Below are 14553 nucleotides of genomic sequence, written 5' to 3' on the forward strand. Positions count from 1 at the left end.
CTACTTGAGGTTGTCCCGGTTGCCCTGCTCCGTCTGCTCGTACTGCCGCAGCGTGGCGTTCAGGTTTTCGATCCTGGTGGTCAACGTGTCCTGCAGCTGCTTGTTGGACCGCTGATGAGCAGCACCCGTCGCACGGGCCCAGTTCGCGTAGACCTGACTCGGCGCGTCTTTGCCCGCACCCTGAACGGTGGCCAGGACATGACCGTCGTGGTGTGCCATCGCCAGCTCGTCGCGGATGGCCTCGTACTCCTTGATGGCCGCGCGCAGTGTCTCCAGATCGACCTTGATCCCGCTCATCCCCCGTGCCCTCCCTGCAGAATCGTGCGCCGAACAGCATAGCGCCAGGTCGCAGCACCCGTCCCGGTTTCAAAGCACGATCGGGTGAACAAGGCGAAGTGGCTCCGCGGCATTGCGACGAGCGCCGGCACGAAGAGCCGCATGCGTCGTTCTTCAGCGCTTTCGTCGAGGACGAGGTGGGCATCGGGAATGGATGCAATGGGGGCCGTATTACTGGTGCACCGTCATCACCGACGACGTCGCGGAGAAAGATCTCGGCACTAAGAACGTCATCAGGGTGGTCACCGGTGAATACTCTGCGAAATCGCGCAGGACGATTACAGGAAGTCCAGGCTCGACAAGAACCTCCGCATTCACCTGGCGCCTTACGAGCCGGAAAATGATGCCTGCGACTGGTTCGTGGAGCCGAACCCGCTCGGCCGGGTCACCGAGGTGACGACGCCGATCGCCGGATCCTGCCGGCGATCGGCGCGTGACGGTCTGCGAACGGACCTGACTCTCGTCAGGACTGCTGCTGTTGCTGCGCCGGGAGACGGCCCTCGGCCATGCGCTTGAGCAGGTCCTTGCGCAGCCACAGCAGGTACGCCCAGACGAGCCCGAAGATCACGCCGATCACGCCCATCGCGGGCAGCAGCAGCCAGGTGGCGATCAGCAGCACGTGCAGGCCCACGACGGCGCCGATCGCCCACGGCTTGCGGACGAAGGCGCACATCGCGATGAACACCGCGATGAAGCCGAAGGCGACCCAGCCCACCAGGGACGTGACGCCGCCGTGCAGCTTGGCGATCACCGGCAGGGCCAGGGCTACGACGATGACCTCGAGGATCAGCGTTCCGGCCATGATGCCCCGGAACGCCTTCATCGGGTCCTTCTTCAGAGGGGCCGGGGTGGTCATGCCGGCTCCTTCCCGAACAGGGCGCGGGCCTCGCCCGCGGTGACGACGGAGCCGGTGATGATCACGCCGCCGCCGGACTGCTCGTCCTCGATGAGGTGGATGGCTTCCTCCACGGCGTCGACGAGGCGGGGACGCACCTCGAAGCGGTCCTCGCCGAAGATCGGGACGGCCAGGCCCGCGAGGACGTCCGGGTCCATTGCGCGCGGCGAGGAGTTGGTGGTGATCACCAGTTCCTGCACGACCGGTTCCAGTGCGGCGAGGATGCCCTCGGCGTCCTTGTCGGACATGACGGAAACCACGGCCACCAGCTTGCGGAAGCCGAACTCCGACTCCAGCGCGCGAGCCAGAGCGGCGGCGCCGTGCGGGTTGTGCGCGGCGTCGACGAAGACGTTGGGCGCGGAACGGACTCGCTCCAGGCGGCCCGGCGTGACGACCGAGGCGAAGCCCTCGCGGACCATCTCGATGTCGACCTTGCGCTCGGGGCCCGCGCCGAAGAACGCCTCGACGGCGGCCAGCGCCAGGGCGGCGTTCTTCGCCTGGTGTTCGCCGTGCAGCGGCAGGAAGATGTCCTCGTAGACGCCGCCCAGGCCCTGCAACGTGATCATCTGGCCGCCGACGGCGACGGCCCTGGACAGGACGCCGAACTCGCTGCCGAAACGGGCCACCATCGCGTCCACCTCGGCGACGCGTTCCAGGATCACCCTCATGACCTCGGGCGTCTGCTCCGCGACGATCGCGACGGAGCCCGGCTTGATGATGCCGGACTTCTCGACCGCGATGTCCTCGGGACGGTTGCCCAGGTACTCGGTGTGGTCGACGCCGATCGGGGTGAGCACGGCGACGCGGGCGTCCACGATGGACGTCGCGTCCCACGTGCCGCCCATGCCGACCTCGACCACGGCGACGTCGGCCGGCGCTTCCGCGAAGGCCGCGTACGCCATGCCGGTGAGCACCTCGAACTTGCTCATCCGGATCTCGGACCGGGTGTCCACCATCGCGACGTACGGCTCGATGTCGCGGTAGACCTCGACGTAGCGCTCCGGCGAGATCGGCTGGTTGTCGATGCTGATCCGCTCGGTCGCGAGCTGCAGGTGCGGGCTCGTGAACCGGCCGGTGCGCAGGCCGATGCGCGTGAAGAGCGCATCGACCATGCGCGACGTCGACGTCTTGCCGTTCGTGCCCGTCAGCTGCACGACCGGGTAGGACGACTGCGGGTCGCCCAGCACGTCGGCGAGCGCCTTGATCCGGTCCAGCGACGGCTCGAGCTTGGTCTCGGGCCACCGCTGGTTGAGCTCGTTCTCGACGTCGAGGAACTCGTCGAGGTTGGCTTCCACTTTGCTCACGCCTCCGGCAGCGCGGCCAGGCGCTCGTTGATGCGGGCGATCTCGGACTCGGCGACGGCCTTGCGCTCTTCGATCTTGGCCTTGACGTCGGCGGGCGCCTTGGCGAGGAACGCCTCGTTGCCCAGCTTCTTCGTCGTGCCCTCGAGTTCCTTCTGCGCCGCGGCCAGGTCCTTCGCGAGGCGCTTGCGCTCGGCCGCCACGTCGATCGTGCCGGACAGGTCCAGCTCGACCTTCACGGCGCCCTTGGGCAGGCCGACCTCGAGCGTCGCGGAGACGGTGAACTCGTCACCCGGCTCGGTCAGCCGCGTCATCGCGCGGACCGACGGGACCTGGTCGAGCAGGCCGACGCAGCACGCGCCGCGGACCTTGCCCGCGACCTTCTGGCCCGGCTTGAGGCCCTGCTCGGAACGGAACCGGCGGATCTCGGTCGCGAGCTTCTTCAGGCCCTCGACCTCGGCCAGCGCGTCGAGGTCGCGCTCGGCGCCGGACGCCTTCGGCCAGTCGGCGACGACCAGCGACTCACCACCGGTCAGCGACGTCCACAGCGTCTCGGTGATGAACGGGATCGCCGGGTGCAGCAGGCGCAGCACGACGTCGAGGACGTGGCCCAGGACGGACTGCGTGGCCTCGGCGCGGCCGTCCGCGATCTGGACCTTCGCGATCTCCAGGTACCAGTCGCAGAACTCGTCCCAGGTGAAGCTGTACAGCGCCTCGCAGGCACGGGAGAACTGGAACGCCTCGAAGTTGGAGTCCACAGTGGACACCAGCGCGTCGAGCTCGTCGAGGATCCAGCGGTCGGCCGCCGTCAGCTCCTCGCGGGCCGGCAGCGGACGGGCGACCGTCGCACCGTTGGCCAGCGCGAACCTCGTGGCGTTCCACAGCTTCGTGGTGAAGTTGCGCGAACCGGCCGCCCACTCCTCGGCGACGGCCATGTCCGAACCGGGGTTCGTGCCGCGCAGCAGCGTGAACCGGGTGGCGTCCGCGCCGTAGCGCTCCATCCAGTCCAGCGGGTCGATGCCGTTGCCCTTGGACTTCGACATCTTCTTGCCGTTCTGGTCCCGGATCAGACCGTGCAGAAAGACGTGGTCGAACGGCTGGACCCCGTCCATCGCGTACAGGCCGAACATCATCATCCGGACGACCCAGAAGAACAGGATGTCGTAGCCGGTCGAGAGAACGGAGGTCGGGTAGAACTTGCGAAGGTCCTCAGTGGACTCGGGCCAGCCCAGCGTGGAGAACGGCCACAGACCCGACGAGAACCACGTGTCGAGGACGTCCTCGTCCTGACGCCAGCCCTCACCGGTGGGCACCTCGTCGTCCGGTCCGACGCAGACGACCTCGCCGTTCGGGCCGTAGAAGACCGGAATGCGGTGGCCCCACCACAGCTGGCGCGAGATGCACCAGTCGTGCAGGTTGTCGGTCCAGTCGAAGTACCGCTTGTTCAGCTCGGCCGGGTGGATCTTGGTGCGGCCGTCGCGGACGGCGGCGGACGCGGCCTCGGCGATGGTCTCGACCTTGACCCACCACTGCAGCGACAGGCGCGGCTCGATGACCGTGTTGCAGCGCGAGCAGTGCCCGACGGAGTGGACGTACGGCCGCTTCTCCGCGACGATCCGGCCCTCCGCGCGCAACGCGGCGACGATCGCCGGGCGCGCCTCGAACCGGTCGAGGCCGAGGAACGGCCCGTTCGCGGTGATCGTGGCGCGGCCGTCCATGACCGTGAGGTTCGGCAGGCCGTGGCGCTGGCCGATCTCGAAGTCGTTCGGGTCGTGCGCGGGCGTGACCTTGACGGCGCCCGTGCCGAACTTCGGGTCGACGTGCGCGTCGGCGACGATCGGGATGCGGCGGCCCGTCAGCGGCAGCTCGACCTCGGTGCCGATGAGGTGCCGGTAGCGCTCGTCGTCCGGGTGGACGGCGACCGCGGTGTCACCCAGCATCGTCTCGGCGCGCGTGGTCGCGACGACGATCGAGTTCTCCCCGTCGCCGTAGCGGATCGAGACGAGCTCGCCCTCGTCCTCGCTGTGGTCGACCTCGATGTCCGACAGCGCCGTCTGGCAGCGCGGGCACCAGTTGATGATCCGCTCGGCCTGGTAGATCAGGCCGTCGTCGTACATCTTCTTGAAGATCGTCTGGACGGCGCGCGACAGCCCCTCGTCCATGGTGAAGCGCTCACGCGACCAGTCGATGCCGTCGCCGAGCCGCTTCATCTGGTCGAGGATCTTGCCGCCGTACTCCTCTTTCCACTCCCAGACGCGCTCGACGAACTTCTCGCGCCCGAGGTCCTGCCGCGACAGGCCCTGCTTCGCGAGGTCGCGCTCGACGGCGTTCTGCGTCGCGATGCCGGCGTGGTCCATGCCGGGCAGCCACAGCACCTCGTAGCCCTGCATGCGGCGGCGCCTGGACAGCGCGTCCATCACGCTGTGGTTCATGGCGTGGCCCATGTGCAGGCTGCCGGTGACGTTGGGCGGGGGCAGCACGATCGTGAACGGCGGCTTGTCGCTCTTGACGTCCGCCTCGAAGTACCGCCGGTCGACCCACCGCTGGTACAGCTCCGCCTCTACCTCCGCCGGAGTCCACGCGGCGGGGAGGTCGGGACGCTGGGTTGCGGTGTCGAGTTCAGTCACAGCACGCAAGTCTACGGAGGGCTGGCTATCGACTTACACCGAGATACCTGCTAACGAGCGGGCCAACCTCTACGATCCCCGCCTCGTGAGTCTTTACGGGGGCATCGAAGATCATCCAGACCTGAACGACGCCGACTGGGGCCGTCGGGTCGAGCGCGAGTTCAACCGGGAGAGACGCGGCAAGCGGGGCGTGGTCGTCGGGTTCGTGGCGGCGCTCGCGGTCACCGGTCTCGTGGCCGGCGGCCTGCTGGTGGGCGGTGTCGCGGAAGGACCGGCGCACCCCGCGTCCGCCGTGGACTTCGACCGGCCGTTCGCCGGCACCGAGTTCGAGACCTGGGCGGACGGCGAGAAGGGGGTCGTCGCGGCATCCGAGCACGAACAGGTGCGCAAGGCCGTCGTCGCGGCCAGGCTGGACCCCGCGGTGCTGGTGGGGCACGACCCCAGCGCGTTCCTCTCGCTGGTGCCCGCCGAGGCGCGCGAGGCCTGGATGCCGATCCTGCCGACGCTGGTGACCCGGCTCAAGCAGGGCACCACGCTGCTGCCGGGCGGCATCAAGGTCAAGGGCACCATCGCGCCCGCCGTCGACGACGAGGGCGTCGACGTCGTCCGGAGCGACTACCTGATCGCCTACGCCTTCGCGCCCGCTGACCGGACAGCCGTGGGCGGTCCCGAGGACTTCGTCGTCCTGCTGCACGCGATCGCCGACTACCGCCTGATCCCGCAGGGCCTGCAGATCAGGACCACGAAGATCCGCATCGACCACGCGGCGTGCTCCACCAAGACCGACGGCTACCTGGCGCCGCAGTTCGCCGGCGGCTCGACCTGCGGCGTGAGCGCGTGACCAACCGATGAAGAAGCACTGGGGGACGAAGTGAAGCACGACATCGAAGATCATCCTGACCTCAAGGACGCGGCCTGGATCCGCGCCGCGAACAGACGCGCCAAGCGGGAGATCCGCAGGCAACGGCGGCAGGCACGGATGCGCAGGCACAGCGGCAAGGTCGTCTCCGCCATCGCGCTGGTCGTCATCGGCGCGGTGCTGTTCGGCCTGTACAGGACCGGGAGGTTCAGCGGGGCCTCGCTGCCGTCGGTGGACCTGCCGCAGGTCGAGCTGCCGTACTCGGGCGTGAACGTCGCGATCCCCTTCACCGGCACGCCCGCCGAGCAGTGGCCTGACGGCGACAAGGGCATCGTCGCGCCGGACGCCGATCCGGCGTTCGAGCAGGTCCGGCAGGCCCTCGTCGCGGCGCGCATCGATCCGGTGATGCTCGGCGAGCACAAGCCGGACAAGTTCCTCGGTCTGCTCGCGCCCGAGGTGCGCGACCACGTCACCAAGGACATCGGCGGCTGGACCACGCGTCTCAAGCAGGGCACGAAGCTGCTGCCGAACGGTGTGAAGGCGTCCGGGAAGATGACGCTCGGCGAGAAGGACGGCCTCCCCGCGGTCACGGCCGACTACGTGTTCGCCTACGCGTTCGAGCCGCCGGACCCGAAGAGCCTGTTCGACCAGATGGAGATCGTCTCGGTCGTCCGCGAGAAGGTCACCTACTCGATCACCCCGCAGGGCCTGTGGCCGTCGGACGCCTCCGGCCACCAGTACTCGATCGCGTGCAAGGCGGCGAAGGACGGTTTCCTGGCGCCGCCGTTCACCGAACCGCGGCTGCACGGCGAAGGAGCTCCCGGCGACAAGAAGCAGTACTTCTCGGCCGACGGTCAGATGCCGATCTCCGACACCTGCGATTGATCACTCTTTCAGAGGTGCCGGGACGCAGTGACGGCGATCACAATTGACCGGCACGGACCGTTCAACCCCTTGGGGCCCGTGACGGGCGACGCCGCCGCGTTCTTCGGGGGCGCTGGCGGCGCCGACGTCGATCAGCGAACAATGGGACGCATGAGCAGCAAGCCCCCGCAGCACGACGTCGACGAGTCCGCGCTCGAAGTCAGCACTCCCAAGACCTGGGCGGCGGGTATTCCCGGCGTGCTCGTGTCGCTCGACCGCGCGGTCGAGCAGATGGGGGTCGGGCGCACGGTCAAGACGTTGCGACTGCTCAACCAGCGTGAAGGTTTCGACTGCCCTGGTTGCGCGTGGCCCGAACCACAGGGTCACCGCAAGATGGCGGAGTTCTGCGAGAACGGCGCGAAGGCCGTCGCGGAGGAAGCCACCAAACGACGAATCGGGCCCGAGTTCTTCGCCGAGCACTCCATCGGGAGCCTGCGGACGAAGACCGACTACTGGCTCGGCCAGCAGGGCCGGCTCACCGAACCGATGGTTCTGCGGCCCGGTGCGACGCATTACACACCGATCAGCTGGGACGACGCGTTCACGCTCATCGCCGACGAGCTGACAGCGTTGTCATCACCGGACGAGGCGATCTTCTACACCTCCGGCCGCACCAGCAACGAGGCCGCGTTCCTCTACCAGCTGCTGGTCCGCTCGTTCGGCACCAACAACCTCCCGGACTGCTCGAACATGTGCCACGAGTCGTCCGGCTCGGCGCTCAACGAGACGATCGGCATCGGCAAGGGCTCGGTGTCGATCAAGGACTTCGACCTCGCCGACCTGATCGTGGTCATCGGCCAGAACCCCGGCACGAACCACCCGCGCATGCTCAGCGCGCTGGAGGACGCCAAGAAGAACGGCGCGAAGATCATCGCGATCAACCCGCTGCCGGAAGCGGGCCTGATGCGGTTCAAGAACCCGCAGAACGTCGCCGGCATCGTCGGCAAGGGCACCGCGCTGTGCGACGAGTTCGTGCAGATCAGGGTCGGCGGGGACCAGGCGCTGTTCCAGGCGATCGGTCACCTGCTGCTGCAGTGGGACAAGCTCGACAAGACGTTCATCGAGGCGAAGACGCACGGCTTCGAGGAGTACGCGGAGAGCGTGCGCGAGCTCGACTGGGAGCGGGTGATCGCCGCGACCGGGCTGACCCGCGAGCAGATCACGCGCGTGGCCGGCATGTTCGTCGACTCGAAGGCCACGATCGCCTGCTGGGCCATGGGTCTGACGCAGCACAAGCACAGCGTGCCCACGATCCGCGAGATCACGAACGTCATGTTCCTGCGCGGCATGATCGGCAAGCCGGGCGCGGGCCTGTGCCCGGTACGCGGCCATTCGAACGTGCAGGGCGACCGCACGATGGGCATCTACGAGAAGATGCCGGAGAAGTTCCTGCAGGCCTTGGAGAGCGAGTTCAGCATCTCCGTGCCGCGCAAGCACGGTTTCGACACCGTCGACGCGATCAACGCGATGCGCCACGGCCGCGGCAAGGTGTTCATCGCGATGGGCGGCAACTTCGTCAGCGCCACCCCGGACACCCCGGTGACCGAGAAGGCGCTGGAGCAGTGCTCCCTGACGGTGCACGTCTCCACGAAGCTCAACCGCTCGCACGTGGTGCACGGCAGGACGGCGCTGATCCTGCCCGCGCTGGGCCGCACCGAGAGCGACGTGCAGCACTCGGGCGAGCAGTTCGTCACGGTCGAGGACTCGATGTCGGTCGTGCACCGCTCACGGGGCCGGCTCAAGCCCGCATCGGAGCAGCTGCTGTCCGAGATCTCGATCGTCTGCCGGCTCGCGCGCAAGACCCTCGGCGCCTCGCACCCCGTGGCGTGGGAGGAGTTCGAGAAGGACTACGACGTCATCCGCGAGCACATCTCCCGCGTCGTGCCGGGCTGCACCGACTACAACACGCGCGTGCGTCAGCCCGACGGTTTCGTGCTGCCGCACCCGCCGCGCGACTCGCAGGAGTTCGCGACGACCACCGGCAAGGCGAACTTCACCGCGAACGAACTGACGGTCATCGAGATCCCCGAGGGCCGGCTGCTGATGCAGACCCTGCGCAGCCACGACCAGTACAACACCACGATCTACGGCCTGGACGACCGCTACCGCGGCGTGAAGGACGGCCGTCGCGTGGTGTTCGTGAACCCGGACGACGTCAAGGCCCTCGGGTTCTCCGACGGCCAGATGGTGAACATCGTGTCGGAGTGGAAGGACGACCCGACGGGCGTCGTCGAACGCCGCGCCGAGTCGTTCCGGATCGTCTCCTACTCGACCGCGCGCGGGTGCGTGGCGACGTACTTCCCCGAGGCGAACCCGTTGGTGCCACTGGATTCCAAGGCCGACATCTCCGGCACGCCGACCTCCAAGTCGGTGATCGTGCGCCTGGAGCCCGTCGCCTGACCTACGCGGGCCGGACCCGGACGAAGAGCCTTAACAGGCGTCGTTCGGGTTTGGCCGCAACGGTTTCGGACTTCTTGACGAGCCGGCGCGCGGCCGCGTCGGCCTCGAACTCCTGCTGCCGGTACTTCGCGATAGCAAACGCTTCGTGGTGCGAGATCATGACAGTTCTCCCTCGGATGGCTGTTACTCGGTGGCGACCGTGACGCTCAGGAACACCCTGACGGGCTTGGCACCCTCAGGCCGCAGCGACTCGTCGGTCCTGCGCTCGTCGTACTTGTTCAGCACCGCCTGCAGTTCCGCGAGGTACTCCGCGGTCTCCTCGGCGGTGAGGAACTTGATGTGCCCCTCCGTGCCGACGGACTTGCGCCAGTCCTCCGGCAGGTGCTCGCGCTGACGCAAGCGCTCCCGCGTGCGCTCGAACTCCTGGTCCAGGTAGGCCATCGCCGCGGCCTCGGCCGCCATCGCCGCCTCCCCCTCCAGCCCTTCCGGAGAGATGGACTGGCGACCCCTGACGATCTGCCACGGTTTCTGCCGGCCCGGACCTTCGACCTCGGTGACGAAGCCGTACTTGGCCAGCATGTTCAGGTGGTAGGAGCAGCTCGCGACGCTCTCGCCCAGCTTCTCGGAGCATTGCGTCGCGGTGCGCGGACCCTGCTCGGTGAGCAGCTGGATCAGCTTCCACCTGAAGGGGTGCGACAACGCGCGGAGCGCCTTGGGATCACTGAGCGGAGCCTCGGTCATGGCACCACCGTACGCTTATCAAGGAACCCTTAGCAAGATTCCTTGATATAGAAGTCCTGATATAACGCGGTCCAAGATCAGCCACGATGTGTGCATGACACGGCGTTGCACAGCTCGTTGACGGCAGTGGCGCTCGTGGCTCCGTGGGCGTCGAGGCGCAGGCCACGGAAGCGCTGTTCGGCGTACGGCTGCCGGAGGCGTTCTCCTGGGACCGCAACCACTTCGACCGGCTCGTGCACTTCGCGTACGACCTGCGCCTGACCGCGGTGCTGCGACGGAAGTGGTTGCGGTCGCTGGAGATCATGCTCGCGATGACGCTCGCCCCGATGCCTGCAACGGCCAGCAAGGCGACATGTGGGACGCCCACGCCGACATGGCACTGGCCGCGCCGGGCACCCTCGTCACCAGTCTGGCGAGTTGCGCGCGACGGCGGTCACCAGCGGCAACGACTCGATCACCGGCACCCGCAACAACTCCGCGGGAACGTCCGGGTCGCGCACGGGCTCGATGAGCTCGCGCAGCAGCGCGCCGACGACGTCGTCCGCGGACTGGTCGACCTCGTGGATCAGGTCGCGCAACTGGTCCGCGGCCTCGTTGAGCACACGCGGCCGTTGCGGGTCCTCCAGCATCAGCGCCGCCAGCCGCAGCACGCGGCGGCAGGTGCGGAGCCGGAGGCTCCTGCTCGCGGACTCCCGCGTGCCCGCGAGGCCGAGGCGGCCACGCGTGCGTTCGATCCACGGCTCCACCGTCTCGCGGCGCCAGATCGGACCGGACGCGAGTTCCGCGTCCGGCTCGGGGATGCCGTGCGACCGTCTTTTGCGCCAGACGGCCACCAGCTGCCGGCTGAGCCCCATGGCGTCGGCGATCTCAGCGATCCCGTAGAAGTCCCCCACGCCGGCAACTGTAACCAGAGATGACGCGGAGTGTCATCAAAAATGTCTCAAATGCGTTCGAGCACCGCCTGTGCGGCGTTGTGGCCGCCGATGCCGCTCACGCCGCCGCCGCGACGGGAGCCCGCACCGCAGACGAAGACGTTGTCCACGTCGGTCTCCACGCCCCACCTGCCGACCTGCTCGTCGGTCTCGGCGAACGGCCAGTCGAGCTCGCCGTGGAAGATGTTGCCACCCGGCAGGCCGAGCTCCTCCTCCAGGTCGAGCGGGGTGCGCGCCTCGATGCACGGGGTGCCCTGCGCGTCGACGGCGAGGCAGTCCTGGATCGGCTCCACGAGGTGGGCGTTGAGCTGGCCGAGGTAGCGCTGCACCAGTTCGTCGCGCAGTTCGGCGTTGCGGCCCTCGAACAACGACGCCGGCAGGTGCAGGCCGAACAGCGTCAGCGTCTCGTGGCCCGCGAGCGACGGCCCGAGGATCGACGGGTCGGTCAGCGAGTGGCAGTACATCTCGCCCGGCAGCACCGACGGCACCTGCCCGGCGGCGCTCTCCAGGTACGCGATCTCCAGCTGGTCGTAGGACTCGTCGAGGTGGAACGTGCCCGCGAACGCCAGCCGCGCGTCGACACCGGACTTGAGCTCGGGCAGCTTCCGCAGCAGCATGTTGATCTTCAACTGGCAGCCGGGCGCGTCGTGGACCTCCTTGCCCTGCAACCGTCCCAGCACCGACGGCGCCACGTTCGACAGCACGAACCGGGCCTCGGCCGTCTCGCCCCCGTACGTCACCGAGGCGGTCCTGCCGTCCGACTCGACGGACGTGACCTCGGCACCGGTGACGATCCGCGCACCGGCCTCGCGCGCGACCCGTTCCAGCTCGGCGGTGACCCCGCCCATGCCACCGACCGGGACCTTCCACTCCCCTGTCCCGTTGCCGATCACGTGGTAGAGGAAGCACTTGTTGGCGCGCAACGAATGCAGCGACGAGTGCGTGCCGATCAACGCGTCCGTGGCGACGACACCGCGCACCAGGTTGTCATCGAACAGCTCCTGCAGCGTCGCGCCGAGCGGCCGTTCGAAGACCTGCTCCCACCACCGGCCGCGCACCACCGCGTCGACGTGCACGCGCAGGTGTTCGCGGGACACCAGCGGTTGCAGCAGGGTCGGCGCCAGCGCCTGCGCCAGCAGCTCCAGGTCGGCGTACCAGCGCTGCCACCGCTCCCAGTCGTCGAGCGACCCGCACACGGCCTCGAACGACCTCACCGTCGCCTCGCCCGGCGAGCGCTCGACCAGCAGCCCGCCCTTGCCGTTCGGCGTGTAGGACGAGGCCGAACGGGACTTCAGCGCCAGCTCCAGCCCCAGGTCCGACACGATCTGGTCGGGCAGCAGCGAGACCAGGTACGAGAAGCGCGAGAGCCGGGCGTCGACGCCCTCCCACGGTGAGGCGCTCACCGCGGCCCCGCCGACGTGCGGCAACTTCTCCAGCACCCTGACCGACTTCCCCGCCCTGGCGAGGTACGCGGCCGCCACCAGCCCGTTGTGGCCGCCCCCCACGATCACGACGTCGTCCATGCCCCGGAATCCCTCCCACGTAGCCTGGTCGGTGGGGAACATAGCGGTCCGAAGGAGATGTGCACATGGGCCGAGTGACGGTGCGCCGAGCGGTCGAACGGGTGTCGCCGAGCGGTCGTCGGCGCAGAGTCGACTCGCTCGCCGCCGAGGAGCCGCTCGAGCTGCGGGTCAACGGGAAGGCGTTGGCGGTCACGATGCGCACGCCCGGCCACGACGTCGAGCTCGCGCACGGCTTCCTGCTCAGCGAGGGCGTCATCGGGTCGTCGGAGGACATCTCGATCGCGCGGTTCTGCGAGGGCACCGGGCCGGACGGGATGAACACCTACAACGTGCTGGACGTCGCGCTGGCCGAGGGCGTGCCGCCGCCGGACACCGGAGTGGAGCGGAACTTCTACACCACCTCGTCGTGCGGGGTGTGCGGCAAGGGCGCGCTGGACGCGGTCAAGCTCAAGACCCGCTACTCCCCCGCACTGGACGAGGTCCGGGTCACACCCGAGGCGCTGACGGGCTTCCCGGACGCGTTGCGGGAACGGCAGAAGGTCTTCGAGAGCACCGGCGGGCTGCACGCGGCCGGGCTGTTCGTCGACGGTGAGCTGCTGGTCGTGCGCGAGGACGTGGGCCGGCACAACGCCGTCGACAAGGTGCTGGGCTGGGCCGTGCTGCAGAACCTCGTGCCGGTGCGCGGCGCGGTGCTGATGGTGTCCGGGCGGGCGTCGTTCGAGCTGGTGCAGAAGGCCGCGATGTCCGGGATCCCGGTGCTGGCCGCGGTGTCGGCGCCGTCGTCGCTCGCGGTCGAGCTGGCCGAGGAGCAGGGCATGACGCTCGTCGGTTTCCTGCGCGGCGACTCGATGAACGTCTACACCGGTGGGGAGCGCGTGGTTGAGACCGCTTGACGGCGTCGTGGTGGTGAGCCTGGAGCAGGCCGTCGCCGTGCCGTACGCGACGCGGCTGCTGGCCGATCTGGGCGCGCGGGTCATCAAGGTCGAGCGGCCCGGCACCGGCGACTTCGCGCGCCACTACGACTCGTCGTGCGGTGAGGTGTCGTCGTACTTCGCGTGGACGAACGCCGGCAAGGAGTCGGTGTCGCTGGACATCAGCCACCCCGACGGCCGTGAGGTGCTGGACCGGCTCGTGGCACGGGCCGACGTGCTGCTGTGCAACCTGTCGCCGCGGGTGTGGCAGCGGCTGGCGCTGGAGCTGCCGCCGGCGTTGGTCGTCGGTGAGCTGTCCGGCTACGGCTGGGACGGCCCGTACGCGGATCGCAAGGCGTTCGACGCGCTGGTGCAGTCCGAGGCCGGGCTGGTGTCGCTGACCGGCGAGGGTGACGTGGTGGCCCGGGCGGGCATCTCGGTCGCGGACATCGCGGCGGGCGTCCAGCTCCAGGCCGCCGTGCTCGCGGCGTTGCTGCGACGCGGCCGGACGGGTGAAGGCGCGCGGCTGCGGTTGTCACTCTTCGCGGCGATGGCCGAGTGGATGCACCAGCCGATGCTCTACGCCGCCGGCACGGGCGCCGCGGCCCCGCGTTCGGGCGCGCACCACCCGAGCATCGCGCCGTACGGGCCGGTGGCCTGTGCGGACGGCGCCGTGCACCTGGCCGTGCAGAACGACGGCCAGTGGCAGCGGCTGTGCGGCCTCATCGGGCTCGCCCCGCAGGAGAGGTTCGCCACAGTGGCGTCGCGGGTGGAGCACCGGGAGGAGCTGCAGAAGCTGCTCGAACAGGCGTTCTCGGACCTCACGGCGGCCGAGTTGCTGACCACCTTGGACGCCGCCGACGTGCCTGCCGCACTGACCCGCCCGATCACCGACCTGCCCACCCACCCGCAGCTCGACACGTGGTGTGACGTGCGGGTTCCCGGCGGAACGGCGCGGATGCTGCCGCCGCCGGTAGCCGGTTTCGAGTGGTCACCGGGTGCGGTCCCGGCACTCGGCGAGCACAATCAGGACGTGCTGACGTGGCTGGGCTATTCGAGTGAGGAACTGTCTTCCCTGCGCGTGCGTTCCGTCCTCTGAGAAGG

13 protein-coding genes are annotated in these 14553 nt (G+C 68.8%); 5 read left to right on the plus strand and 8 right to left on the minus strand.

Annotated features, from left to right (window positions below):
• The 4 genes from DFR72_RS36995 to DFR72_RS37010 form a co-directional block, all read right to left on the minus strand.
• Positions 1-297, minus strand: coding sequence for a PE domain-containing protein (locus tag DFR72_RS36995; RefSeq protein WP_090071201.1), 297 nt, complete (start codon positions 295-297; stop codon positions 1-3).
• Positions 298-799: 502 nt separating this feature from the next.
• Positions 800-1192 (minus strand): DUF4233 domain-containing protein, encoded by a 393-nt coding sequence (locus tag DFR72_RS37000; protein WP_090071204.1) that lies wholly within the window; start codon positions 1190-1192, stop codon positions 800-802.
• Positions 1189-2535 carry a bifunctional tetrahydrofolate synthase/dihydrofolate synthase gene (gene folC, locus DFR72_RS37005; RefSeq protein WP_090071206.1) on the minus strand — a complete coding sequence of 449 codons (1347 nt, stop codon included), beginning with the start codon at positions 2533-2535 and terminating at the stop codon, positions 1189-1191. Before folC ends, DFR72_RS37000 begins: the two co-directional genes overlap by 4 nt.
• On the minus strand, positions 2532-5159 hold the full coding sequence (locus DFR72_RS37010) for a valine--tRNA ligase (protein WP_090071208.1): 2628 nt from the start codon (positions 5157-5159) through the stop codon (positions 2532-2534). The genes folC and DFR72_RS37010 overlap by 4 nt, the downstream gene beginning before the upstream one ends.
• 85 nt (positions 5160-5244) lie before the next feature.
• Here DFR72_RS37010 and DFR72_RS37015 point away from each other — a divergent pair, with 85 nt between their 5' ends.
• The 3 genes from DFR72_RS37015 (at position 5245) to DFR72_RS37025 (ending at position 9342) form a co-directional block, all read left to right on the plus strand.
• A complete protein-coding gene (locus tag DFR72_RS37015; protein ID WP_090071210.1) occupies positions 5245-6000 on the plus strand; it encodes a hypothetical protein in 756 nt (251 codons plus the stop codon).
• Positions 6001-6030: 30 nt separating this feature from the next.
• Positions 6031-6903, plus strand: a complete 873-nt coding sequence (locus DFR72_RS37020) for a hypothetical protein (RefSeq protein WP_090071213.1) — start codon at positions 6031-6033, stop codon at positions 6901-6903.
• Between the two features lie 150 nt (positions 6904-7053).
• Entirely contained in the window at positions 7054-9342 is a 2289-nt protein-coding gene (locus tag DFR72_RS37025) for an FdhF/YdeP family oxidoreductase (protein ID WP_090071474.1), read from the plus strand.
• Between the two features lies 1 nt (position 9343).
• On the opposite strand, the gene DFR72_RS45995 is transcribed toward DFR72_RS37025, so the two are convergent.
• The 4 genes from DFR72_RS45995 to DFR72_RS37040 form a co-directional block, all read right to left on the minus strand.
• On the minus strand, positions 9344-9502 hold the full coding sequence (locus DFR72_RS45995) for a hypothetical protein (RefSeq protein ID WP_170176577.1): 159 nt from the start codon (positions 9500-9502) through the stop codon (positions 9344-9346).
• Between the two features lie 23 nt (positions 9503-9525).
• Positions 9526-10083 carry an ArsR/SmtB family transcription factor gene (locus DFR72_RS37030; protein ID WP_090071215.1) on the minus strand — a complete coding sequence of 186 codons (558 nt, stop codon included), beginning with the start codon at positions 10081-10083 and terminating at the stop codon, positions 9526-9528.
• Between the two features lie 401 nt (positions 10084-10484).
• Positions 10485-10976 (minus strand): hypothetical protein, encoded by a 492-nt coding sequence (locus tag DFR72_RS47260; protein ID WP_090071217.1) that lies wholly within the window; start codon positions 10974-10976, stop codon positions 10485-10487.
• 47 nt (positions 10977-11023) lie between these two features.
• Complete coding sequence (locus DFR72_RS37040) at positions 11024-12538, minus strand: phytoene desaturase family protein (protein ID WP_090071219.1); 1515 nt, start codon at positions 12536-12538, stop codon at positions 11024-11026.
• A 65-nt stretch (positions 12539-12603) separates the two neighbouring features.
• Between DFR72_RS37040 and fdhD the strand changes: the two genes are divergently transcribed.
• Together fdhD and DFR72_RS37050 are read left to right on the plus strand one after the other, a co-directional pair.
• The gene (gene fdhD, locus DFR72_RS37045; RefSeq protein ID WP_090071221.1) at positions 12604-13431 is read left to right on the plus strand and encodes a formate dehydrogenase accessory sulfurtransferase FdhD; all 828 of its coding nucleotides are present in this window, start codon (positions 12604-12606) and stop codon (positions 13429-13431) included.
• Entirely contained in the window at positions 13418-14548 is a 1131-nt protein-coding gene (locus DFR72_RS37050) for a CaiB/BaiF CoA transferase family protein (RefSeq protein ID WP_090071476.1), read from the plus strand. The genes fdhD and DFR72_RS37050 overlap by 14 nt, the downstream gene beginning before the upstream one ends.
• The last annotated feature ends 5 nt before the right edge of the window (positions 14549-14553 follow it).

The organism is Lentzea flaviverrucosa, assembly GCF_003350445.1.
Lineage (GTDB): Bacteria > Actinomycetota > Actinomycetes > Mycobacteriales > Pseudonocardiaceae > Lentzea > Lentzea californiensis.

Bases quoted from the DNA above. Each gene is read 5' to 3' on its own strand.
- DFR72_RS36995 (WP_090071201.1), bottom strand. From the start codon at position 297: ATGAGCGGGATCAAGGTCGATCTGGAGACACTGCGCGCGGCCATCAAG.
- DFR72_RS37000 (WP_090071204.1), bottom strand. From the start codon at position 1,192: ATGACCACCCCGGCCCCTCTGAAGAAGGACCCGATGAAGGCGTTCCGG.
- DFR72_RS37025 (WP_090071474.1), top strand. From the start codon at position 7,054: ATGAGCAGCAAGCCCCCGCAGCACGACGTCGACGAGTCCGCGCTCGAA.
- DFR72_RS45995 (WP_170176577.1), bottom strand. From the start codon at position 9,502: ATGATCTCGCACCACGAAGCGTTTGCTATCGCGAAGTACCGGCAGCAG.
- DFR72_RS37030 (WP_090071215.1), bottom strand. From the start codon at position 10,083: ATGACCGAGGCTCCGCTCAGTGATCCCAAGGCGCTCCGCGCGTTGTCG.
- DFR72_RS37040 (WP_090071219.1), bottom strand. From the start codon at position 12,538: ATGGACGACGTCGTGATCGTGGGGGGCGGCCACAACGGGCTGGTGGCG.
- fdhD (WP_090071221.1), top strand. From the start codon at position 12,604: ATGGGCCGAGTGACGGTGCGCCGAGCGGTCGAACGGGTGTCGCCGAGC.